The organism is Mesorhizobium sp. M3A.F.Ca.ET.175.01.1.1 (assembly GCF_004791945.1).
Classification (GTDB): domain Bacteria; phylum Pseudomonadota; class Alphaproteobacteria; order Rhizobiales; family Rhizobiaceae; genus Mesorhizobium.
In genome coordinates this window covers 158,335-179,913 of record NZ_SRTP01000004.1, presented here as the reverse complement: position 1 = coordinate 179,913, position 21,579 = coordinate 158,335, and the positions used below count along the sequence as shown (strand labels likewise).

The 21,579-nt window shown below is 62.6% G+C and carries 19 protein-coding genes and 1 pseudogene; 10 read left to right on the top strand and 10 right to left on the bottom strand.

Going from position 1 to position 21,579, the window contains the following annotated elements; translation table 11 throughout:
• Positions 1-101 precede the first annotated feature (101 nt).
• The 5 genes from EN818_RS12335 to lepA form a co-directional block, all read right to left on the bottom strand.
• Entirely contained in the window at positions 102-785 is a 684-nt protein-coding gene (locus EN818_RS12335; protein WP_135904561.1) for a hypothetical protein, read from the bottom strand.
• Positions 786-806: 21 nt separating this feature from the next.
• Positions 807-2,588, bottom strand: coding sequence for a hypothetical protein (locus tag EN818_RS12330; protein ID WP_095805235.1), 1,782 nt, complete (start codon positions 2,586-2,588; stop codon positions 807-809).
• 120 nt (positions 2,589-2,708) lie between these two features.
• Positions 2,709-3,230: an ABC-three component system middle component 5 gene (locus EN818_RS12325; RefSeq protein ID WP_348631409.1), complete on the bottom strand. Its 522-nt coding sequence runs from the start codon at positions 3,228-3,230 to the stop codon at positions 2,709-2,711.
• Positions 3,230-3,706 (bottom strand): ABC-three component system protein, encoded by a 477-nt coding sequence (locus EN818_RS12320; RefSeq protein WP_095805237.1) that lies wholly within the window; start codon positions 3,704-3,706, stop codon positions 3,230-3,232. The genes EN818_RS12325 and EN818_RS12320 overlap by 1 nt, the downstream gene beginning before the upstream one ends.
• A 139-nt stretch (positions 3,707-3,845) precedes the next feature.
• Complete coding sequence (gene lepA, locus EN818_RS12315; RefSeq protein WP_095805238.1) at positions 3,846-5,651, bottom strand: translation elongation factor 4; 1,806 nt, start codon at positions 5,649-5,651, stop codon at positions 3,846-3,848.
• A gap of 303 nt (positions 5,652-5,954) precedes the next feature.
• Here lepA and EN818_RS12305 point away from each other — a divergent pair, with 303 nt between their 5' ends.
• The 4 genes and pseudogenes from EN818_RS12305 (at position 5,955) to msrA (ending at position 9,329) form a co-directional block, all read left to right on the top strand.
• Positions 5,955-7,010 (top strand): TadE/TadG family type IV pilus assembly protein, encoded by a 1,056-nt coding sequence (locus tag EN818_RS12305; protein ID WP_245420308.1) that lies wholly within the window; start codon positions 5,955-5,957, stop codon positions 7,008-7,010.
• A gap of 296 nt (positions 7,011-7,306) precedes the next feature.
• Positions 7,307-8,014, top strand: a complete 708-nt coding sequence (locus EN818_RS12295; RefSeq protein ID WP_095805240.1) for a DUF1223 domain-containing protein — start codon at positions 7,307-7,309, stop codon at positions 8,012-8,014.
• A gap of 84 nt (positions 8,015-8,098) precedes the next feature.
• Positions 8,099-8,353 (top strand): annotated as a pseudogene (locus EN818_RS12290) (hypothetical protein); the annotation flags it as partial.
• A gap of 232 nt (positions 8,354-8,585) precedes the next feature.
• On the top strand, positions 8,586-9,329 hold the full coding sequence (gene msrA / locus EN818_RS12285; RefSeq protein WP_095805241.1) for a peptide-methionine (S)-S-oxide reductase MsrA: 744 nt from the start codon (positions 8,586-8,588) through the stop codon (positions 9,327-9,329).
• A 49-nt stretch (positions 9,330-9,378) separates the two neighbouring features.
• Here the strand turns inward: msrA and EN818_RS12280 are convergent, their stop codons facing one another.
• Both EN818_RS12280 and EN818_RS12275 read right to left on the bottom strand, forming a co-directional pair.
• On the bottom strand, positions 9,379-10,383 hold the full coding sequence (locus tag EN818_RS12280; protein WP_095805242.1) for a cytochrome d ubiquinol oxidase subunit II: 1,005 nt from the start codon (positions 10,381-10,383) through the stop codon (positions 9,379-9,381).
• Position 10,384: 1 nt separating this feature from the next.
• The gene (locus EN818_RS12275; protein ID WP_095805243.1) at positions 10,385-11,755 is read right to left on the bottom strand and encodes a cytochrome ubiquinol oxidase subunit I; all 1,371 of its coding nucleotides are present in this window, start codon (positions 11,753-11,755) and stop codon (positions 10,385-10,387) included.
• Positions 11,756-11,986: 231 nt separating this feature from the next.
• On the opposite strand from EN818_RS12275, the gene EN818_RS12270 reads away from it, so the two are divergent.
• Both EN818_RS12270 and EN818_RS12265 read left to right on the top strand, forming a co-directional pair.
• Positions 11,987-12,913, top strand: a complete 927-nt coding sequence (locus EN818_RS12270; protein ID WP_095805244.1) for an ABC transporter ATP-binding protein — start codon at positions 11,987-11,989, stop codon at positions 12,911-12,913.
• A gap of 14 nt (positions 12,914-12,927) precedes the next feature.
• The gene (locus EN818_RS12265) at positions 12,928-13,689 is read left to right on the top strand and encodes an ABC transporter permease (protein ID WP_095805452.1); all 762 of its coding nucleotides are present in this window, start codon (positions 12,928-12,930) and stop codon (positions 13,687-13,689) included.
• A gap of 51 nt (positions 13,690-13,740) precedes the next feature.
• On the opposite strand, the gene EN818_RS12260 is transcribed toward EN818_RS12265, so the two are convergent.
• Both EN818_RS12260 and EN818_RS12255 read right to left on the bottom strand, forming a co-directional pair.
• The gene (locus EN818_RS12260; RefSeq protein ID WP_095805245.1) at positions 13,741-14,778 is read right to left on the bottom strand and encodes a phosphatidylglycerol lysyltransferase domain-containing protein; all 1,038 of its coding nucleotides are present in this window, start codon (positions 14,776-14,778) and stop codon (positions 13,741-13,743) included.
• Between the two features lie 254 nt (positions 14,779-15,032).
• Entirely contained in the window at positions 15,033-17,030 is a 1,998-nt protein-coding gene (locus EN818_RS12255) for a PhoX family phosphatase (protein WP_135904556.1), read from the bottom strand.
• Between the two features lie 216 nt (positions 17,031-17,246).
• Between EN818_RS12255 and EN818_RS12250 the strand changes: the two genes are divergently transcribed.
• The 4 genes from EN818_RS12250 (at position 17,247) to EN818_RS12235 (ending at position 20,545) form a co-directional block, all read left to right on the top strand.
• Positions 17,247-17,591, top strand: coding sequence for a hypothetical protein (locus EN818_RS12250; RefSeq protein ID WP_095805453.1), 345 nt, complete (start codon positions 17,247-17,249; stop codon positions 17,589-17,591).
• A gap of 4 nt (positions 17,592-17,595) precedes the next feature.
• Positions 17,596-18,297, top strand: a complete 702-nt coding sequence (locus EN818_RS12245; RefSeq protein WP_095805247.1) for a phosphatase PAP2 family protein — start codon at positions 17,596-17,598, stop codon at positions 18,295-18,297.
• A gap of 91 nt (positions 18,298-18,388) precedes the next feature.
• The gene (locus EN818_RS12240) at positions 18,389-18,658 is read left to right on the top strand and encodes a helix-turn-helix domain-containing protein (RefSeq protein WP_095805248.1); all 270 of its coding nucleotides are present in this window, start codon (positions 18,389-18,391) and stop codon (positions 18,656-18,658) included.
• Positions 18,659-18,847: 189 nt separating this feature from the next.
• Entirely contained in the window at positions 18,848-20,545 is a 1,698-nt protein-coding gene (locus EN818_RS12235) for a SulP family inorganic anion transporter (RefSeq protein ID WP_135904554.1), read from the top strand.
• Between the two features lie 15 nt (positions 20,546-20,560).
• Here the strand turns inward: EN818_RS12235 and EN818_RS12230 are convergent, their stop codons facing one another.
• Positions 20,561-21,487: a DMT family transporter gene (locus tag EN818_RS12230; protein ID WP_095805250.1), complete on the bottom strand. Its 927-nt coding sequence runs from the start codon at positions 21,485-21,487 to the stop codon at positions 20,561-20,563.
• Positions 21,488-21,579: the final 92 nt, after the last annotated feature.

The following is a 21,579-nucleotide window of genomic DNA, read 5'->3' as shown; positions in this document are numbered from 1 at the left end:
GGTGAAGGCTGCTCAAAAGCGCAGGCTCGCAATCGATCGCCCGTGACAGCGGATGAAAGATGGGGGGCCTTACACCCAACCACCTTCCGACAATAGGTCCTTCAGTCGCCGAACACTATTACGCACCCAACCCGAGCCGTAAAAAAAAGACCAGGAATCGCCAGAAGTCCAAAACCAATAAGGTACAATATCGCTGTCATCGTTGCGAGCGGACGGAATTCATATCTATCCCTAACGTTATAGTATGACCGGAGCACATCTACGCTCAAGCTTCGGTCATTTCTGGTTGAAAAAGCGTCAGATGCAACCTTAAAGTCAACTTTTGACCTATCCAGCCATTCGGCTCTACGTAGCAATTGCCTTGCCACGCCGGATCGCCTTGACATGATGGTGACAAACATTGACCGAAGATTCCTAGCGGTAACTGTCGATATTTGTCGTTCAACGTAGTCTGATATGTCGTCAAATCGTTTTATTACAGGATGTGCAAACACTCGATATATTATCGTTCCAATTCCAAGAGACAGTGCTCCGAAATAGATACAATTGAGTCTGCCGATAAAACTTATCCATGGGCCGCATTGCTCGTGGCTTCCCGAGCCAATAAGCCCTCCAAGCCCGCCCATAAAGGGCCTCAGAGCCTCATGGTACAGAATCAAATAACCCACGAACGGGGTTGCTATGCTCAAGGAGGCTATCTTGGACTGCCCAAACCCTCTCAAGGCATGCCAGTTAACTACCTTCTGAAACCATGTATCTGGCACGTACGCCTGATTGTCGGACATCGCAATCGCCCCAATTCGCATCTAAGCGAGCTTCAATGTCCTGTTCTCATGGGTGTAGGTCTCCCCTACCGTATATTCCTGTGAATCCAAGTCCGGAGCAATCATGGACGTGGCTATTATTATTTGATGCTCTGACACTGCCGACTTCGATCGTTTTGCCAGCACTCTTTGAAAATTTTGGCTCCGCTCTTGCTCCATTCCTTTGTCTTCAATTGTATCCATAAGAAGGAACCTTGGATGCGCGAAGGACGGGTCGTTTGCCGCAGCGAATAGAAAGGCCGCAAAGAAACTGTTGCGCATATACACCATCGAACTGGCAGAGAAGAAGCTCTCCCCATTAACCGACATTCGGTCTCCATCGAACTCAAAGTCGAATCGATTTGCCTTGGAGAATGTTGTCTGTCGTTCTAGGTCACTCTTCAAGAAATCGAGTGTAACTAGTTCTATCGAGCGCCGCGCTTTGGACAGCTGCTCCTTTGTCCTGGCGTTTTCACTGCGAATTACAGCGTCAAGCGTAGCTATCTCAATGTTTAGGGCTTCTGCCTGCCTTGTCAGTTCGGCTAGCTCTTCGACAACTTCGCGCTTGAAGGCAAGTTCCTCGAGTTCTTTGTAAGCGTAACCTGCCCTGCGGTTCAGGTCGCGCAGCTTTAGTCGCATTTCAGTTGTCGGCGTTCGGACAGCTACCCGATAGAGTTGAGATGCCTGCTCCCAAAGGACCCTTAGCCTCTCAACTTCTGCGCGCCATTCCGCTGCCTGCCGATGTCGATCGGATTGCAACTCCTGCGACTGGTCAAGCTGCCTCTGATAGTCGTTGAGGAGGCGCATCGACCTCCTTTTTGTGAGGTCATGATCATACGCGTTCTTACAGAGCGCACACGCCCCCTCCACCTCATTTTCACGGATTGGGGATAGGCAAGCCGGGCACAAGTCGAACTTGAGATTCGAAAATTGCTCTACGACTGCACCAGACTCGGTTAGTTGCTCAATCTTGCGTCCCAACGCGGCAATGAAATCGTTCGAGTCTACTATCTCGAATTCGATATCCCGAAGTTGGACCGTTAGCCTGGCTATCTCCTCTTGGAAACTGACCACCCTGCCTAGAGTCGCATCCTGATCATTTAGGGTTAGGCGATCGTCGAATTGCGCATCAAATATCTGCGCCTCAAGCTTTTCGATCTCGGAGTTCAACTCGTCCAGGCGACGCTCGAGCCCGGCCTGTTCCTGCCCCAGCCACTCCAACGTCAATGGATGCCCAGATCGCCCATGAGTCCTTATCAGGGTCGCTTGTTTTTTTGAAACATCCGTGAACTCGGCCTCGGCCTCCCGCCTCCTGATCTTAGCCTTATAATATTTGTCGCTGTATGCTCCGCACAGCAAATCGCCAACCGATTGCCGAGTCAGCGCATCATCGAATGTCTGACTTCTAAATATCTTATCCACGGGGCTAAGCTGGTCTGAATACAGAAGCCTCAACACCTGATTCATTGTCACTTTGGTCGTTTGATTATCATACTGCACTTCAGGCAGGCCAAGAAACCGGAATAGGACCTGTGAGAAGCTGTCTTTCTCGCCCCGCCTGTAAGGATAAATTTCCCAGCCTTCGCCCGCCGATGCCAGAGCTTCTTGCCAACCACCAAGAAAAATGCGCATCGGACGAGATGACTTAGGATCGATGTCCCTTGAAAGCGCCAACTGCTGGCCATTAATCCTGACTCCGATAGTCACGCTATCGCAACGCAAGGCGCTCTCACGCCATTGAGTCTCAAGGAAGTCTCCGCCGAGCGCATAAAATAAAAAGTCCATAATTGTGGACTTTCCGGAGCTATTTTCACCCCTTATAATATTCAACCCAGAATGAAAATCGGCCGAGAATACCGTTTTCCCTGACCCAAAGACCGAGAGATGTTCAACCTTCAGATTGGCTTAAATATTGTCATAGCGATACTCATCCAAGCCGGAGCGGTGCTTCAAGCCGCCATCGCCGGCATAGGGTAACTTTATCAACTCTTGTGAGAGGAACTCCACCAGCTCCCTATTATTGTCGTTAAATTTCGCGGTTAACGAATTTAGTCCGCTGCTTAACGCATCCACATCGATCCTAACAGCTGCATCTCTGCTCCCCGACGCGACCCCGGCGGATATCAATCCACCTAAAGCAGCCATCTGTATCGGCTCCATGCGAGCGAAAAGCGTCCTCGGGGCGGGAGTGACATCGTATTTCGTGGCGATGTATGCCTTTAGGATGCTGTTTTTTCTCTTCGCAAAATTTTTGATCGACCGGCTTGCTGTTATTTCCTTGATTAACCACGGAAAACAGAGGAAGAAATCAACTATCCTGAGCTTCTGATAATCTATCTTCTGCTCGTCTGCTGCACGCAAAGCGCATATCATGCGAAAGACAGTATGGTATGGGTCATAGGCAGAAGAATATGATAGCGTAAACATCAATGCCACCGAACCCAGCATCGATCGGCGAGCCAGAAAATCATACCCTTTATAAGAGTATGAGTGATGAGCAAGTGGTCGCTCCCAACACTGGCGTCTATTTCGGCTATTGTTGGATTTATGATCTTTTCCTCAACGACGCACTCGACAGATGTGCGGTCTAGAGCTTGGCCGTTGTGCATTATATGCGCTTCAAACACCTCGTGAATTCTTGACAGGAAGATAGCGAATATTTTTTGTGCTGAGCTAAAGGGCTCAAGGGCCATGAGCTTCTTCTGAAATAGCTCTTTCTTTTTCAGGGCACTTTTGATTTCGTCACTACGCCCTACATACGCAAGTTTGTCCTCAAGACCGACGATCTCTTCATCTTCGCGGTGATCGACGAACATCTGGAGGGCGTCGATGAACGAGTCAACTTGTTCGCCAGACTGAATCTGGGCGTTAAGCTTTTCGATCAGGACAGCGACCTGGGACAACCTGTTCCTTCCCCCTGTAGGAACGAACCGCAATTCGACGCGTCTGGGTTAATGTTGTCAATCTACAGGAGTTTCGCAAGGCCCAGCGTCCACAATTCGGTACTACGTGCCGTGGTCCTCTCAGCAGAGGATAGATATACTAGTCCCCCATCTTCAGCGCCTGGATAAACGCCTCCTGCGGAATATCCACCTTGCCGAACTGCCGCATCCGCTTCTTGCCCTCTTTCTGCTTGTCGAGCAGCTTGCGCTTGCGGGTGACGTCGCCGCCGTAGCATTTGGCGGTGACGTCCTTGCGCAGCGCCGAGACGGTCTCGCGGGCGATGATGCGGCCGCCTATTGCCGCCTGGATCGGGATCTTGAACAGATGCTGCGGGATCAGCTCCTTCAGCTTCTCGCACATGGCGCGGCCGCGCTTTTCTGCCGCCGTGCGGTGGACCAGCATCGATAAAGCGTCGACCGGTTCGTCATTGACCAGGATCGACATCTTGACCAGGTCGCCCTCGCGGTAGTTCGTCAGATGATAGTCGAAGGAGGCGTAGCCCTTGGAGATCGATTTCAGCCGGTCGTAGAAGTCGAACACGACCTCGTTGAGCGGCAGGTCGTAGGTCAGCATGGCGCGCTTGCCGACATAGGAGAGATCGGCCTGGATGCCGCGCCTGTCCTGGCAGAGTTTTAAAATACCGCCGAGATAGTCGTCGGGCGTGAGGATGGTGGCGCGGATCCACGGCTCCTCGATCGAGGCGATCTTGACCACGTCGGGCATGTCGGCCGGGTTGTGCAGTTCCTTGGTCGTGCCGTCGATGAGGTTCATGCGGTAGACGACGGACGGCGCGGTGGCGATGAGGTCGAGGTTGAACTCGCGCTCCAGCCGCTCCTGGATGATCTCCAGATGCAGCAGGCCGAGGAAGCCGCAGCGGAAGCCGAAGCCGAGCGCGGCCGACGTCTCCATTTCATAAGAGAAGGAGGCGTCGTTGAGGCGCAGCTTGCCGACGGCGGCGCGCAGGTCCTCGAAATCGGCGGCGTCGACCGGGAACAGGCCGCAGAACACCACCGGCTGCGCCGGCTTGAAGCCGGGCAAGGCCTTGGCCGTCGGGCGGCGGTCCTCGGTGATGGTGTCGCCGACGCGGGTGTCGGCCACTTCCTTGATCGAGCCGGTGAAGAAGCCGAACTCGCCGGGGCCGAGCTCGTCGACATTGACGCGGGCCGGCTTGAAGACGCCGGTGCGCTCGACGAGGTATTTCGCGCCGGTGCCCATCATGCGGATGGTCTGGCCCTTCTTCATCACGCCGTCGATGACGCGGACCAGCACGATGACGCCGAGATAGGCGTCGTACCAGCTGTCGACCAGCATCGCCTTGAGCGGAGCGGCAATGTCGCCCTCGCGCGGCGGCGGCAGCTGGTGGACGATCGCCTCCAGCACGTCCGGCACGCCGAGGCCGGTCTTGGCCGAGATCTGCACGGCGTTGGAGGCGTCGAGGCCGATCACCTCCTCGACCTGCTCGCGGATGCGCTCGGGCTCGGCCGCCGGCAGGTCGACCTTGTTCAGCACCACGACGATCTCGTGGTTGTTGTCGATGGCCTGGTAGACATTGGCCAGCGTCTGCGCCTCGACGCCTTGCGACGCGTCGACGACCAGCAGCGAGCCCTCGCAGGCGGCAAGCGAACGCGACACCTCATAGGCGAAGTCGACATGGCCGGGGGTGTCGATGAGGTTCAGGACGTAGTCCTCGCCGTTCCTGGCGCGGTAGTTGAGCCTGACGGTCTGGGCCTTGATTGTGATGCCGCGCTCGCGCTCGATGTCCATGGAGTCCAGCACCTGCTCCTTCATGTCGCGCTCCTCCAGCGCGCCGGTGAGCTGGATCAGCCGGTCGGCAAGCGTGGATTTGCCATGGTCGATATGGGCGACGATGGAGAAATTGCGGATGTGGTCGAGCGGGGTCGTCATGCGGCGCGCTTTAGCAGGGGCGGGTTTAAGGGGCAAGCGGCGGGAGGTTTTGGCGAGGCATCCCCCTCTGGCCTGCCGGCCATCTCCCCCTCGAGGGAGGAGATCAAACGCTCGACCGCCTTCGCCAATCTCCGCCGTCGCAGTTCAAGGCGCGGCGCTGGAACTGCCGATCTCCCTCCTTGAGGGGGAGATGTCCGGCAGGCCAGAGGGGGTGCCCCGCTTAAACAATCATCCACTCCTTTCGGGCATCATCCGCAACTCCTGATGGTACACGGCACGTTGCCGCGGTTGCGAAGGTTCCAAATGTTCAAGCAGTTCCTGCATTCGAGCGACGGCTCGATGATGCCGATTATGGTGTTGGCAACCATCCCGCTGCTGCTCGCGGTCGGCTTTTCCGTCGATTACACCTCGGCGGTGACGACCCGAAGCGACATGCAGAACGCGCTCGATGCGGCGATCATCTCGATCACCACGCTGCCGACCACGACCTCGAAGGCCGACCGCCAGGTCGCGCTGCAGCAGGCCTATTTAGCCAATGCCGGGCAGGGGACCGCCTCGCTGACCAGCGTCGACATCGGCGCCGACGGCACCGCCAGCTTCAGCGCCACGGCGAGCTACCCGATGCCGACCAATTTCATGCAGATCGCCAAGATCAGCTCGGTGCAGGTCGGCGTCGGGTCGTCGGTGCGCAAGACGCCGGCGCTGGTGCAGACGACGTTCAAGGTGACGAAAGTGTCGGGCTACTGGAACAAGACGATGACGCTCTACGGCACCAGGTTCGGCGAGACCGGCGCCAAGCCGCTGATGACGGTCACCTATGCCTATAATGGCTATGGCGACCCGAAGGGCTACGGCACGACGACGGTCAAGACCATCAACGGCAGCACCGAGACGACGGTACAGCAGCAGGTCTGCACGACCAGCACGGTGAAGAACTTCAACGACCTGCCGGCCGGGGCGATCACGCAGAGCAGCGGCAGCAAGAAATATGTGACGACCTGCGCCGACACCTTCTATCCGGCCAACGGCGCCGGCGCGACGATCGACGTCAGCGCGATGGACCAGCTCTACCTGGAAATGGACGTGCCCTCGGGCAATCCCAAGGTGCTGAAGTCGAACGACCCGGCCACCTCGAACCGGCTCTATATGGGCGTCAGTCCAACCGACATGCCCGAGGTGGCGACGGGCCAGACCGTCAACATCTTCACCGCCGTGCCCTGCGGCCAGCCCGGCTACCAGGCCTGGGAAGACGGCGGCAATCCCGTGCCGGCGGCCGTCAGCAATGCCGACTTCTTCTACACCGTGCAAGGCAAGTGCGACTACAACCAGCGCCCGTCGGCGACGGTGCTGACGCAGTAGCGCGAAGCGCCGCGATCCTTCACACCCCCCTCTGGCCTGCCGGCCATCTCCCCCGCAAGGGGGGAGATTGGCAGCTTCGCCGGCGGCGCGCCTCCTTGCAGCGTTGGCGATTGGCAAAGGCCAACACGACAGCTGATCTCCCCCCTTGCGGGGGAGATGGCCGGCAGGCCAGAGGGGGGTGCTGTCCCGCCAACGTCGCGCATTGACGCCATTCAATCACAAACCGGTGAAGCCTGTAACGAAGCGGTCCGGCGCGGCGAAGTTGGAGCATGACCCGCCGCAACGGAGACTTCCCCATGACTGGACGCAAGGCAAAAGCCGGCAAGGCAGCGCTCGCCGGCGCGGCGCTGATTGCGCTGGCGGCAAGCTCGGCGACAGCGGCGGCGCAGCCGCTGACCGTGGTCGAGCTGTTCACCAGCCAGGGCTGCTCGTCCTGCCCGCCGGCCAACGCCAATCTGATCAAGGTCAAGGACCAGCCCGGCGTGCTGGCGCTGTCGTTCAACGTCACCTACTGGGACTATCTCGGCTGGAAGGACAGTTTCGGCCGGCAGGAATTCACACAGCGCCAGTTCGCCTACGAACCGGCGCTCGGCCATGACGGGCCGTTCACGCCGCAGGTGGTGGTGAACGGCAGCGCCGACGCCGTCGGGGTCCGGCCCGGCGAGATCGAACGGTTGATTTCGGCAAGCTCCCGTGCCGAAGGCCCGGCGCTGGCGCTTGGGCAAGGCAAGGTGAGCATCGGCGCCGGCATGGCGCCGGGCGGCAAGGCCGACATCTGGCTGGTGCGCTACGACAAGCGCGTCGTCGCGGTGCCGGTGGCGCGCGGCGAGAACAGCGGCCGCACGCTGCCGCACGCCAATGTCGTCCATTCGCTGGAGAGGCTGGGCAGCTGGAACGGCAGCGCGACGACGTTGCCGCTGCCGGCGGCGGGCGCCGGCCTCAACACGGCGGTGCTGGTGCAGACGCCCGGCGGCGGGCCGATCCTCGCGGCGGCCTCGGACTGATCAGCATTTTTCCGCGCCGAAGCCGCAGACGGCGGCAGCGCACCAACGGGCTCGCACGGCGCGCCACAACACAAGGAGACCACCATGACCAAATACCTGACGCTGCCGGCGCTGGCCTTCGCGCTTGCCGCAACCGCGCTGGTTGCCGGGGCCCGCGCCGACGACGCGACCAACGCCATGAAGCCCGCCAATGCGATGGCTACCGAGGCGATGAAGCCGGCAGGTGCCATGAAGCCCGATGCGACGGCGACGGATGCCATGGCGGCCAACGCAATGAAACCGGCCACCGATGCGATGAAGCCGAATGCCATGAAGCCGGTCGATGCGATGGCCCCGGCTCAATCAATAAGTGAGGCGGTCCCCGCCTCTCGCGGGCGAGGCCGAACAACCGCCAAGGGCGCGGCTGTCGCAAGCCCAAGTTCCTCGCCCCGCAGAGCGGGGGAGAGGTGGCTCGGCGAAGCCGAGACGGAGAGGGGGAGCGCCGTCGACGACACGAACCGCCGCACGGCAAAGTGAGCACCCAGTGGCAGCTTCCATCGTATATACTGGAACCAAACCAAGGAGATCAGACATGAACGGCATCAAGACAAGGGCCATGCGGCGATCGCCATTCCTTGCCCGCGGCGCCCTTGCGGCGCTCGGCCTTGCGGCCGTGGCGGCCGCCGGCTTCTGGCAGACGCCGGCCCGGTCGGCGGAAGAAGCGGTGGTGATCCCACCGCCGGCAATAGACGAAAAGGCGGCGGGCGGGACCGAGAAGGCCGTGTTCGCCGGCGGCTGCTTCTGGGGCGTGCAGGGCGTGTTCCAGCACGTCAAGGGCGTCAGCAAGGCCGTCTCCGGCTATGCCGGCGGCAGCGCCGAAAACGCCGTCTACGAGATCGTCGGCAGCGGCCGCACCGGCCATGCCGAGTCGGTCGAGATCACCTACGATCCCTCGCAAGTGACCTACGGCCAGCTGCTGCAGGTGTATTTCTCGGTCGCGCACAACCCGACGCAGCTCAACTATCAGGGCCCTGACCACGGCACGCAGTACCGCTCGACGGTGTTTGCCGAAAATGACGAGCAGAAGAAGATCGCCGAGAGCTACATCGCCCAGCTCGACAGGGCCAAGGTGTTCGGCAAGCCGATCGTGACGACGCTGGAGACCGGCAAGACTTTCTATCCGGCCGAGGATTATCATCAGGACTTCCTGACGCTCAACCCGACCTATCCCTACATCGTCTACAACGACCTGCCGAAGGTGGCTAATTTGAAGGCGCTGTTCCCCAAGCTCTACAGCGAAAAGCCGGTGCTGGTGCTGGCGGCAAGCAAGAGCTGAGGTTTGCTGAGGGGGGCGCGAAGGATCGCGGCGCCTCCTAGCTTAGCGCTCAATCATACGTCAGATCCGTCGCCTTTCCGCCGAACACGCGGTAGGCGTAGAAGGAATAGAAGATGATGATCGGGAGCACGACGACGACGCCGGCCAGGATCACCGCCAGGCTCTCCGGCGCCGAGGCGGCCTGCCAGATGGTCAGCCTGTCGGGCACGACGAAGGGATAGAAGGACCAGGCGAGCCCGGCAAAGCCGAGCGCGAAGATGGCGGCGAGCGTCAGGAACGGCATCAGCGCGTGGCGGTCGCCGGGCTTCGGCAGGTGAAAGGTCTGCCGCCACAGCCACAGGAACAGCAGCGCCGAGACGATGGGCAGCGGCGAGAGATAGAGGATCTCCGGCCACAGAAACCATTTGTCGAAGATGCGCGGGCTGGCGAAGGGCGTCGCCAACGACACCGCGACCATGCCGAGCGCCGTCAGCACCAGCGTGGTGCGCAGCCAAAGCACGGCTTTGCGCTGCAGATGGCCCTCGGTCTTGTAGATCAGCCAGGCGGCGCCCATGGCGGCATAGGCGGCCGACAGGCAGAGCGCGACCAGCGCGCCGAAGGCGACGCCACCGAAGCCGACGTCGAGGCCGAGCACATAGACGCCCAGCATATAGCCCTGCGCCAGCGCGGCGATGGTGGAGCCCAAGAAAAAGATGCGGTTCCAGCGGCGCTTCTTGCCGGCCGGCACCTTGGCGCGGAAATCGAAGGCGACGCCGCGCAGGATAAGCCCGACCAAAAGCACGAAGACCGGCAGGTAGAGCGCGGTGAGGATGGTGCCATGCGCCATCGGGAAGGCGACCAGCAAAAGGCCGACGGCCAGCACCAGCCAGGTCTCGTTGGCGTCCCAGAACGGGCCGATTGCCGCGATCATGGTGTCCTGCTCGGCGTCTTCGGCGCCGGCGAACAGGATGCCGATGCCGAGATCGAAGCCGTCGAGGATGACGTAGATGAGGATGGCGAGGCCCATCAGGCCGGCGAAGATCAGCGGCAGCGCGGTCGGCCAGTCGAAGCTCATGTCAGGCGCTCCCTTCCTGGGCGGCCGGCTGCGACAGCGCCGCATTCATGACGCCGGGCAATGGCGAGGTGTCGCCGTCCTTGGCCGCTTTCAGCGCCAGATGCACCAGCACGCCGAGATAGGCGATCAAGAGCAGCACATAGAGGATGAGATAGATGGCCAAGGTCAGCGCGACATGGCTGCCGGCGACAGGGCCGACGGCGTCGGCCGTCCTCAGGACGCCGGTGACCAGCCAAGGCTGGCGGCCGATCTCGGTCGTGTACCAGCCGGCAAGCGTCGCCACCCAGCCGGAGATCGTCATCGGCACCATGATCAGCGCCAGCGGCTTCGGCAGGCTGTGGCGGCGCTTGAGGAAGAAGGCGGCCGACCAGGAGACGACGAGCATCAGGAGGCCGGTGCCGACCATGATGCGGAACCCCCAGAACACCGGGAACACCGGCGGATGGTTGCCGGGATAGCCGTTCAGCCCCGGCACGACGCCGCTCACGCTATGGCGCAGCACGAGGCTGGCGCCGCCGGGAACGGCGAGCTCGAACCTGTTTTCCTTGGCCGCCTCATCGGGGAGCGCAAACAGAACCAGCGGCACGTTGGGGCCGGTGTTCCAGTTGGCTTCCATCGCGGCGATCTTCTGCGGCTGGTGCTCCAGCGTGTTCAGGCCGTGCTGGTCGCCGGCAAAGATCTGGATCGGGATCAGGATCGCGGCGGTGAAGACGCCGGTGCGCAGCGCCTTCCACATCGATTCCGAGCGATCGCCGTAGAGATAGCGCAGTGCCGACAGGCCGGCGATCAGGAAGGAAACCGTCAGCCCCGAGGCGAGCAGCATGTGGACCAGCCGGTAGGGCATGGAGGGATTGAAGACGATCGCCCACCAGTCGAGCGCATGCGCCTTGCCGTCGCGCATCTCGAAGCCGGCCGGCGTCTGCATCCAGGAATTCAGCGCGATGATCCAGAAGGCGGAAACCGTGGTGCCGCCCGCCACCAGCACCGTCGCCAAAGTGTGGATGCGGTTGGAGACGCGGCGGAAGCCGAACAGCATGATGCCGAGGAAGGCGGCCTCGAGGAAGAAGGCGGTCAGCACCTCATAGGCGAGCAGCGGCCCGGCGATGTTGCCGACGGTTTCCATATAGCCCGGCCAGTTGGTGCCGAACTGGAAGCTCATGGTGACGCCGGAGACCACGCCCATGGCGAAGGAGAGCGCGAAGACCTTCACCCAGGTGAAATAAGCGCGCATCCAGGCGGAGTCGCCGGTCCTGTTGTAGCGCAGCTTGAAGAACAGCAGCACCCAGCCAAGTGCAATGCTGATCGCCGGAAACAGGATATGGAACGAAATATTCGCGCCGAACTGGATACGCGACAGAATAAGCGGGTCCATGGCTGGCTCCGGCTGCTGCTTGTTCTTGGAGAGTAGGCCGCAAACACGCCCCGGTCAAAGCGGCGCGGCGCCGCGCGAGGCGCGTTGTCGCAGCAAGTGTGAACAATCCGTCAGGCGTTTTGGCCGGGCGCGGTGGCCAGAACTGTCAGGAGGGGCATTGACTTCCGGCCGCGCGAACCGACATTCACGGCATTCCACCGCGCAGCACGATTTCCGATAGCCGTTTTCAGCATGTCCGCCATCATCTCCATTTCCGGTGTCACGAAAACCTATGCCACCGGCTTCAAGGCGCTGAAGGAGATCAATCTCGACATCGAGCGGGGCGAGATCTTCGCGCTGCTCGGACCGAACGGCGCGGGCAAGACGACGCTGATCTCGATCGTCTGCGGCATCGTCAACCGCTCCTCCGGCAGCGTCAGCGTGGACGGCCACGACATCGGCCGGGACTATCGCGCGGCGCGCAGCCTGATCGGGCTGGTGCCGCAGGAACTGACCATCGATGCCTTCGAGACGGTCTGGGCGACGGTCAATTACAGCCGCGGCCTGTTCGGCAAGCCGGCCAACAAGGATTTCGTCGAGAAGGTGCTGCGCGATCTCTCGCTGTGGGAGAAGAAGGACGCCAAGGCAATCACGCTTTCGGGCGGCATGAAGCGGCGGCTGATGATCGCCAAGGCGCTGTCGCACGAGCCGCGCGTGCTGTTCCTGGACGAGCCGACGGCCGGCGTCGACGTCGAGCTGCGCCAGGACATGTGGGCGATGGTGCGGCGGCTGCGCGAGGACGGCGTCACGATCATCCTGACCACGCACTACATCGAGGAGGCCGAGGCGATGGCCGACCGCGTCGGCGTCATCAACCGCGGCGAGATCATCCTGGTCGAAGGCAAGGCCGAACTGATGCGCAAGCTCGGCCGCAAGCAGATGACGCTCGAATTGCGCGCGCCGCTCAGGGCGATCCCGGAGAAGCTGGCGGGTTACGCGCTGGAGCTCTCGCCGGGCGGCGGGCAGCTCACCTACACCTATGACAACCAGAGCGACCGGCCGGGCGTCGCCTCGCTGATCCGCGATCTCGAAGCGGCCGGCATCCAGTTCCGCGATCTCGACACCAAGAACAGCTCGCTCGAGGAGATCTTCGTCAACATTCTGAGGCAAGAGCCATGAACCCGCGCGCTGCCATGAACCTTCGTGCCGTGTGGGCGATCTACCGGACGGAGATGGCGCGTGCGTTCCGCACCGTGCTGCAGAGCATCATTTCGCCGGTCATCTCGACATCGCTCTACTTCGTCGTGTTCGGCTCGGCGATCGGCTCGCGCATCACCGAGATCGACGGCATCAGCTATGGCGCCTTCATCGTGCCGGGGCTGATGATGCTGTCGCTTCTAACGCAGTCGATCTCGAACGCCTCCTTCGCCATCTACTTCCCGAAATTCGTCGGCTCGATCTATGAGCTGCTGTCGGCGCCGGTCTCCTATCTCGAGATCATCATCGCCTATGTCGGCGGTGCCGCGACCAAGTCGATCATGCTCGGCCTGATCATCTTAGGCACCGCGGCGCTGTTCGTGCCGCTGAGGATCGAGCATCCGTTCTGGATGGTCGCCTTCCTGGTGCTGACGGCGGTGACCTTCAGCCTGTTCGGCTTCATCATCGGCATCTGGGCCAAGACCTTCGAGCAGCTGCAGCTGGTGCCGCTCCTGATCGTCACGCCGCTCACCTTCCTCGGCGGCAGCTTCTATTCGATCCATATGCTGCCCGGCATCTGGAAGACGGTCACGCTGTTCAACCCGGTAGTCTATCTGATCAGCGGATTCCGCTGGAGTTTCTACGGCAAGGCGGACGTCTCGGTCGGCGTCAGCCTCGGCATGACGCTGGTGTTCCTGGCCGCCTGCATCGCGATCGTGGCCTGGATCTTCAAGACAGGGTACCGGCTCAGGAATTGAGCAAGGGCGGTTCCTCTTCCCCGCCCTTGGCGGGGGCGAGGAAACAGCGCTTCAAATCGCCTTGATCAGACGCAACAGCCCCAGCATCTCCATCAGCGTGCCCTTGCGGAAGGCGATGTAGGTCGGCTCTTCCACGCCGTGGAAGCGACGCTTGAAGGCAGCCTGGCCCTGCAGGTTGAAGCGCGAGCGGTTGACCCAGGGCGATCGGTAGGCACGCTGGAAGGTGCTGCGCCAGAAGCTCGATTCGGCAAACCCGCTCGGCTCGACGTCGAGCAGCGGCGACAGGCCCAGCGTGACCACCGAGATGCCTTCCTCGCGGAAGCGGTCGACGGCAAATTTCGTCAGGCCGATTTCGGCATGGGACGTGGCGTCGACATGCTTGCGCTTGAAGGCCGTGGTGTAGCCGATGATCTTGCCGCCGCTGAACAGCGGATCGAAATCGAGCAGGGCGACGAGCTCGCCGTCCGGACCATGCAGGACGAAGCGGCGCATGTCGGCGCCGAGATGCTCGGCGAAGGGACGGTTGAGAAAGCCCATCTCCCAGCGTTTGACGATGCGCTCGCGGCGCCAGTTTTCGGACAGCCTGGAAACCTCGTCGAGAAACAGGCCGCGTCTGTCCTCGGCGAAGGTGAAGCCCTTCTTCGTCAGCCAGCGCTCGGAATAGCGCACGGTCTCGTTGCGCCTGCCGGAAAAATCATGCGCCGGCAACTGCAGCCTGGTGTCGATGCCGAGCCGGTTGACCTGATAGCCGAGGCCGGCCAGCACCTTTGCCGTCGCAGCGCCGATCTGCACGAACCACGGACCGCCGGCCGCCTCGACGAAGCGCTTGATGTAACCGGGCCGGTCCGACGGATGCACCACCGGATCGCCGAGAGCGAAGTGATGCTTCATCTTGGTGCCGAAGGCGATGTAGCCGTCGCCGTCGCTGAAATAGGAGAGTTTCTGCTGAACGGCGGTCGAATAGGCGAGCGAGAAGTCGCCGTGCCGACGAACCAGCGCCAGGCGCTCGAGATGGGTGAGCTCGCGCCGCTGCACCTTGGGCGCTGCGGCGTCGAGAAACCTGTCGATGTGGATGCGCAGTGGGGGCACGGCCGGGTTTCCGCTTAGCGATAGGTGGAGACCCTCGAATCAGTCGCCTGGCGCGACGTAACCACCTGTCGCGCCAGCGCCATATAGGATGCAATCGGGCTGGAATGAAGGCCAAAAGTCGGCGACGACAGTGGCCGACGTCACCACCACCGGCGGTGACGTGATGCTGTGGTCATTCTGGAAATCAGCACGTCGGGGAGGCTTCGGCCAGTCCCCAACGTCTGTGACGGTGCCCCGTCGAGCGCCTCGGCGTGTCAGACGGCGATTTTGCCGCCGCCCTGCCTGGTGATGGCGACGACCGAAGGCCGCACTGGCATGTCCGGCTTGAAGTCCGGCCAGCGCGTCGATGGGTCCTCGTAGTAGGACGGGCGGCCGAAGCCTTCCCAGTCCTCGCCGCCGTCGCCCGGATGCTGGACGGCGACGAAGGCGGTCTGGTCGTTGGGCGCGAACAGCGGGCCGCACATTTCGGCGCCGATCGGCACGCGGAAGAACAGCTTCGAGGTCGCCCGCGCGGCGCCTTCGGTATCCACGGCCCAGAGGCCGTCGGTACGGCCGGTGGCCTTCGGGCCCTGGCCGTCGGTCGCGACCCAGAGCCGGCCGGCCGAATCGACCGCGCAATTGTCCGGCATGCCGAACCAACCATTGGCGGTGGTGGCGGTCGAGAAGGTGGCGCCGACATCGGCCACGGAAGGATCGCCGCATTTCAGCAGCACTTCCCATTTGCCCTTGGCGGCGGCGAAGTCGCCGCCGTCCTCGACGATCTCGATGATGTGGCCAAAGGCGTTTGCGGCGCGCGGGTTGGCGGCGTCGACCTGGTCGGCCTTGCGCTTCGAATTGTTGGTCAGCATGACATAGACCTTGCCGTTGCCGGCATTGGGCTGGATGTCTTCCGGCCGGTCCATCTTGGTGGCGCCGAGCAGGTCGGCGGCGCGGCGCGTCTCGATCAGCACGTCGGCCTGGCTGGCGAAGCCGTTCTCTCCCGTCAGCGGACCTTCACCGAACACGATCGGCATCCATTCGACGGTGCCGTCCTCGGCGAACTTGGCGACATGCAGCGTGCCGTCGTCGAGCAGGTTCATGTTGGCGGCACGGTCGTTTGCGTTGAACGCGCCCTTGGTGACGAACTTGTAGACATAGTCGAAGCGCTCGTCGTCGCCGAGATAGAAGACGACGCGGCCGTCCTTGGCGACGATCGATTCGGCGCCCTCATGCTTGAAGCGGCCCATGGCCGTGCGCTTCCGCGGCACCGAATTCGGGTCGTTGACGTCGACCTCGACGATCCAGCCGAAGCGATTGGCTTCGTTCGGCTCCTTGGCGAGATTGAAGCGGTCGTAATGCGCGCCCCATTCATAGGCGCCTTCCGGAATGCCGAGCCGCTTGTAGTTGGCCGCTTCCCTGTGACCCTCCGGCAGGTCGCCCGAGAAATAGCCGTGGATGTTTTCCTCGGCCATCACATAGGTGCCCCAGGGCGTGACGCCGCCGGCGCAATTGTTGAGGGTGCCGATGACCTTGGTGCCGGACGGATCGGCATTGGTCTTGACGCGGTCGTGGCCGGCGACGGGGCCGGAGAGCGCCATCTCGGTGTTGGAGGTGATGCGGCGGTTGAGCTTGCCGTCGCGCACGACCTGCCATTTGCCGCCCTCCTTGCGGATCTCGACAATGGTGCCGCCGTGGGCGGCCATCTCGACATCGACCTGCTCCTTGCTCAGCGGCGCGACCTCGGCGGTCTTCTTGCCGTCCTTGTCGACGATCTTGACGATGCCGGGAAACATCAGGTGCGGGTTGGTGTATTCGTGGTTGACGACCAGCAGTCGGTGCTCGGCCGAGCCGTCGATAGCGATGTAGCCGACATAGTCGTTGTTGTAGCCGAACTGTTTGGCCTGAGCATCGGCCGACTGCTTGGTCGGGTCGAAGTCCGGTGAATCGGCAAAGAGCGGATCGCCCCAGCGCAAGAGCACATCGGCATCGTAGCCCGGCGCGACATGGTGCTTGTCGTCGATGCCGGCCTCGAGCTCGTCGAACTTGAAGGCGGAAGCCTCACCGGCACGCGCTTCGTCGGCTGCGACCAGCGCGAGCGGGCTGACGGTGGCGGCAATGGCCGAAATGGCCAGGGATCCCTTGAGGAAGCCGCGGCGCGAGAACCGCGCGGCAATGATCTCGCCCATGGTGCGGTTGTCGGTGGGATTGACGGGCGGACCGTCATTGTCCTCGAGCTGGCTGGTGCGGAAGCGGGTTTCAGGGGAATCGGTCATGAGCTGTCCTCTGGCTGCTTGAGATGGCTGGGTCTGCGACCTTGGGACCCGTATAGCCGGAGGATCACACTTTCGTGACAGCGCAGGGGTTGCAGCGCTGCTTTGCCGGCTGATGCCCGGGAGCGGCTTGCCCGGCTCGCGCTCAGCTTGACGGTTTCGCGCGGTTGGGAAACAAGGACGCAGCAGGCACGGCGACGCCGGTTCGGAGGGACGAAGGTGAGTTTCTGGGGATTGGCGCAGCTCGGCGTCTCGACGGTGATCTTCCTGTTGGCGGCAACCGCCGCCAAGCAATGGGGACTGGCGCCGAGCCTCGGCAAGATCGTGCTGACGCTGGCGCTCTACTCGCTCGGCAACCTGATCATGCTGAGGCTGATCCGCGAGTTCGGCATGTCGGTGTCGTTCAGCCTGTCGGCGGTGATCCAGCTGGTCTCGGTCAATATCGTGGCGTTGCTGTTCTTCGGCGAGCGGCTCAATGTCTTTCAAGCGACCGGCGTCGTGCTGGCGATCGCCGCCGTGGCGCTGATCACGCTCGGGCCCTATATGCAGCGGCTCTGGGCCTGAGCGAATGAAATCCGCCGCAAGCGCGCTGCTCAACAAGATCGAGTTTCCGGTGCTTCTGGCCGGGCTGGTGATCGCCGGCGGGCTATGGGGATTGCTGGAGCTGATGGAGGTGGCGCGGGCAACGACGCCACATGGCTTCGACACTGATATCCTGCTCGCTTTCCGCCATGCCGGACAGCCGGACAGTCCGATCGGCCCGGCGTGGCTGGAAGGGGCGGTGCGCGACATCACCGCGCTCGGCAGCACCAGCGTGCTGGTGCTGATCACCGGCGCTGTCATCATCTATCTTCTGCTGATCCGCCGGCCGACGACGGCGCTCTTTGTGTTCGTGGCGGTGGCGGGCGGCCAAGTCGTTTCCAGCTTGCTCAAGTTCGAAGTTGACAGGCCGCGGCCCGACCTCGTCTCGCATCTGGTCGACGAGACTTCGCTGTCCTTCCCGAGCGGCCATGCCATGCTGTCGGCAATCACCTATCTCACGCTCGGCTCGCTGGCGGCGCGGTTCCTGCCGGACCGGACCACAAAGATCTTCGTCCTGTGCCTCGCCGTGCTGATCACGGTGCTGGTCGGCACCAGCCGGGTCTATCTCGGCGTGCATTGGCCGTCGGATGTGCTTGCCGGGTGGTGCGCGGGCTTCGCCTGGGCCATGCTGTGCTGGCTTGCCGCGCGCCTGCTGCAGCGGCGCAAGGTGGTGACCGACAGCGAGTAGCCCATGTTTTATCCATCGTTGATGATGCTTGAACCATCATGATATTTGTATTATCCATTGATACTGCAGACTCAGACAAGGGTTCTGGCCGATGATTACTGCCGCGCAGATGCGCGCCGCGAGGGCGTTGGCCGGTATCGACCAGAAAACGCTTGCCGAACGAGCCGGCGTTTCGCTTCCAACGATCCAACGCATGGAGGCGAGTGAAGGCGTCGTCAGAGGCGTGGTCGACACGCTGATGAAGGTCATCCAGGCGCTGGAAGAGGCCGGGGTGGAACTGATCGGCGAGAACCAGGCCAGCGAGCGCGGCGGCAGGGGCGTGCGCCTCAAGGCCACCGTGGCGCAGAACTCGCAGGGCTGAGTCGCGACCGCATCGGCCCGAAATCGGCTCGATTTCGGAAAGCACGATGCGGCGTCGCAGGTTTTCGCGACGGCGACCGCCGACACCAAAGCCGACGATCCCGCCGCCTCGGTCTTTGTTTTGTGCCTGTCGTTATCCCCAAAACGCTATGAACTTTTGGGCGACATGCACTGGAGCGGAAGGCAGTCCATGGATCAGGTCCGGCGGGCAATGCATCACCACGCGCGACCGACATTCGCCGAGCTTTTCACGCCGAAGCTGGTCACAGTGCTGCGTGAGGGCTACACGCTCGCGCATTTGCGGGCCGATACGGTCGCCGGACTGACAGTCGCCATCGTCGCGCTGCCGCTTTCGATGGCGATCGCGATCGCGTCCGGCGTGACGCCCGAGCGCGGGCTCTACACCTCGATCATCGGCGGCTTCATAATCTCGGCGCTCGGCGGCAGCCGCTTCCAGATCGGCGGCCCGGCCGGCGCCTTCATCGTGCTGGTGGCGGCGACCGTCGCCCGCGCCGGTGTCGACGGCCTGCTGCTCGCGACCATGATGGCCGGGGTCTTCCTGCTCGTCATCGGCTATCTGAGGCTCGGCACCTACATCAAGTTCATTCCCTATCCGGTGACCGTCGGCTTTACGGCCGGCATCGCCGTGATCATCTTCTCCGGCCAGATCGTCGAGCTGCTCGGCCTCAAGCTCGCCGGCAAGGAGCCCGGGCCGCTGGTGCCGAAGCTGATTGCGATCGGCGAGGCGGCCGGCACGATCAATCCGGCGGCGGCGTTCGTGGCGGTGCTCACCATCGCGGCGATCGCCCTTCTCAAGCGCTGGCGGCCGAAATGGCCGGCGATGCTGATCGCCATCGGGCTGGCCTCGCTGGTGGTGACCCTGTTTGCGCTGCCGGCGGAGACGATCGGCACGCGTTACGGCGGCATCCCGCGCAGCCTGCAGTGGCCTTCCCTTCCGCCGGTGACCCTGGCCAAGATGATCGACGTGCTGCCGGACGCCATCTCCTTCGCGCTGCTCGGCGCGATCGAATCGCTGCTGTCGGCGGTCGTCGCCGACGGCATGAGCGGGCGCCGGCACCGCTCCAACTGCGAACTGGTGGCGCAGGGCTTCGCCAACATCGTCTCCGCGCTGTTCGGCGGCATCTGCGCCACCGGCACCATCGCCCGCACCGCCACCAATGTGCGGGCGGGCGCGCACGGCCCGGTCTCGGGCATGCTGCATTCGCTGATCCTGCTCGTCCTGATGCTGGCGGCGGCGCCGTTGGCGAGCTACATCCCGCTTGCCGCGCTGGCCGGCGTGCTAGCCGTCGTGTGCTGGAACATGTTCGAGAAGCAAGCCTTCGCCACGCTGCTGCGAGCCTCGCGCGGCGGCGCGCTGGTGTTGATGGCGACATTCCTCATCGTCATCTTCCGCGATCTCACCGAAGGCATCGTCGTCGGCTTCGTGCTGGGGTCGATCCTGTTCATCGACCGCATGGCCAAGTCGATCGCCGTCGAAGCCGACCAGACGCTGGTGCCGGAAGACGTCGCCGATCGGCCGAGCGCCTATGATTCCAGCGAGGCGGCCGATGCCGACACCGTCGTCTATCGCATCTCCGGCGCCTTCTTCTTCGGCGCCGCCTCGACCGTCGGCGCGGTGCTCGACCGCATCGCCGACCAACGGCGGAACTTCATCCTCGACTGCTCGGCGGTGCCGTTCTTCGATTCCACCGCCGCCAATGTCATCGAGGGCGCGGCGCACAAGGCCAAACGCGCGGGCGTTCGCTTCATCATCGCGGGTGCTGCGCCGCAGACCCGGCGCATGCTGATCAACCACGGTGTCAAGCGGCCGCTGGTGACCTATGCCGCCTCGATCCGCGATGCGCGGGCGCAGCTTAAAGGAACGTAGGGGCCGCTGCTTCCCTCAAACCGTCGCTTCGATGGGCTCGGCAAGTTTGGGGTTGGCGCGCGCGGCGATCAGGCAGCCGGCAACGATGAGGCATGCCCCGATCAGCGTGGTCCCGGCCACCTCCTCGCCGAAGAAGAACCAGCCAAGCGCGATCGCCCAGATGAAGGCCGAGTATTCCGTTGGGATCAGATATTGCGCCTCGGCGCGGGCGTAAGACCAACTCATCAGGAACTGGCCGGTGAGCGACAGCATCGTCACGCCGGCGAGCGGAAGCCAGAGGTCGCGCGGAAGCGCGACGGCAAGCCACGGCGCGGCGAGGCCAAGCATGATCGCGACGCAAAGATTCTGGAACAGCATGATCTCGACCGGCTTGGCCAACAGCGCCTGCTGCCGGGCGAGGATCAGGTTGTAGCCATAGAACACCGTCGACACGAGCACGGCCGCCGTACCGAGCAGGGCATCCTGCGAATAGCTCGCCTGCCCGAATTGGCCCGCCAATATGATGGCGACGCCGGCGATGCCGGCCAGCGACGCCCACACGGCCTGCCGCCGGATTCGCTCGCCCAGCAGCAGCGCGGCGAGGAAGAGGGCAAACAAGGGCGCGACGAAACTGAGCCCGACCGCCTCCGCGAGCGGCAGCCTGGCGAGCCCCCAGAAGAACGAGACGAGAACGACGCCGACAATCGCCGCGCGCAGCGCATGCAGTCCCAGCACTCGAAGGGTCGGTCTCGAGCGCGTCCCTGCCGACCAGGCCGCGCCCGCGACAAGGGCTGCGACCGTGCTGCGCCACAGCAGCGTATTGTACACGCCGACCGCTATGACCAGGGACTTCATCGCCGCATCCATCCCGGACAGCAGGAAGATGGCGAGCGCGCATACCAGCACGGGGATCATCGGGGAAACGGCGCCGGTCGGGCTGGGTGTCTTCACGGCTTCGCTCATGTGACGGATCACAGCCGGATATCGGGGAGCGAAAGGCAAAGCCAGATGGCAGACCCGTCGATATGGCGGTCCAATGCCGATCGGCGTCGTTC

Excerpts from the sequence above, each read along its gene's own strand:
- lepA (WP_095805238.1), bottom strand. The coding sequence starts at position 5,651 with ATGACGACCCCGCTCGACCACATCCGCAATTTCTCCATCGTCGCCCAT.
- EN818_RS12275 (WP_095805243.1), bottom strand. The coding sequence starts at position 11,755 with ATGGACCCGCTTATTCTGTCGCGTATCCAGTTCGGCGCGAATATTTCG.
- msrA (WP_095805241.1), top strand. The coding sequence starts at position 8,586 with ATGAACGGCATCAAGACAAGGGCCATGCGGCGATCGCCATTCCTTGCC.
- EN818_RS12305 (WP_245420308.1), top strand. The coding sequence starts at position 5,955 with ATGTTCAAGCAGTTCCTGCATTCGAGCGACGGCTCGATGATGCCGATT.
- EN818_RS12235 (WP_135904554.1), top strand. The coding sequence starts at position 18,848 with ATGGATCAGGTCCGGCGGGCAATGCATCACCACGCGCGACCGACATTC.
- EN818_RS12295 (WP_095805240.1), top strand. The coding sequence starts at position 7,307 with ATGACTGGACGCAAGGCAAAAGCCGGCAAGGCAGCGCTCGCCGGCGCG.
- EN818_RS12330 (WP_095805235.1), bottom strand. The coding sequence starts at position 2,588 with ATGGACTTTTTATTTTATGCGCTCGGCGGAGACTTCCTTGAGACTCAA.
- EN818_RS12325 (WP_348631409.1), bottom strand. The coding sequence starts at position 3,230 with ATGTTTACGCTATCATATTCTTCTGCCTATGACCCATACCATACTGTC.
- EN818_RS12255 (WP_135904556.1), bottom strand. The coding sequence starts at position 17,030 with ATGACCGATTCCCCTGAAACCCGCTTCCGCACCAGCCAGCTCGAGGAC.
- EN818_RS12270 (WP_095805244.1), top strand. The coding sequence starts at position 11,987 with ATGTCCGCCATCATCTCCATTTCCGGTGTCACGAAAACCTATGCCACC.
- EN818_RS12230 (WP_095805250.1), bottom strand. The coding sequence starts at position 21,487 with ATGAGCGAAGCCGTGAAGACACCCAGCCCGACCGGCGCCGTTTCCCCG.
- EN818_RS12335 (WP_135904561.1), bottom strand. The coding sequence starts at position 785 with ATGTCCGACAATCAGGCGTACGTGCCAGATACATGGTTTCAGAAGGTA.
- EN818_RS12265 (WP_095805452.1), top strand. The coding sequence starts at position 12,928 with ATGAACCTTCGTGCCGTGTGGGCGATCTACCGGACGGAGATGGCGCGT.
- EN818_RS12240 (WP_095805248.1), top strand. The coding sequence starts at position 18,389 with ATGATTACTGCCGCGCAGATGCGCGCCGCGAGGGCGTTGGCCGGTATC.
- EN818_RS12280 (WP_095805242.1), bottom strand. The coding sequence starts at position 10,383 with ATGAGCTTCGACTGGCCGACCGCGCTGCCGCTGATCTTCGCCGGCCTG.
- EN818_RS12245 (WP_095805247.1), top strand. The coding sequence starts at position 17,596 with ATGAAATCCGCCGCAAGCGCGCTGCTCAACAAGATCGAGTTTCCGGTG.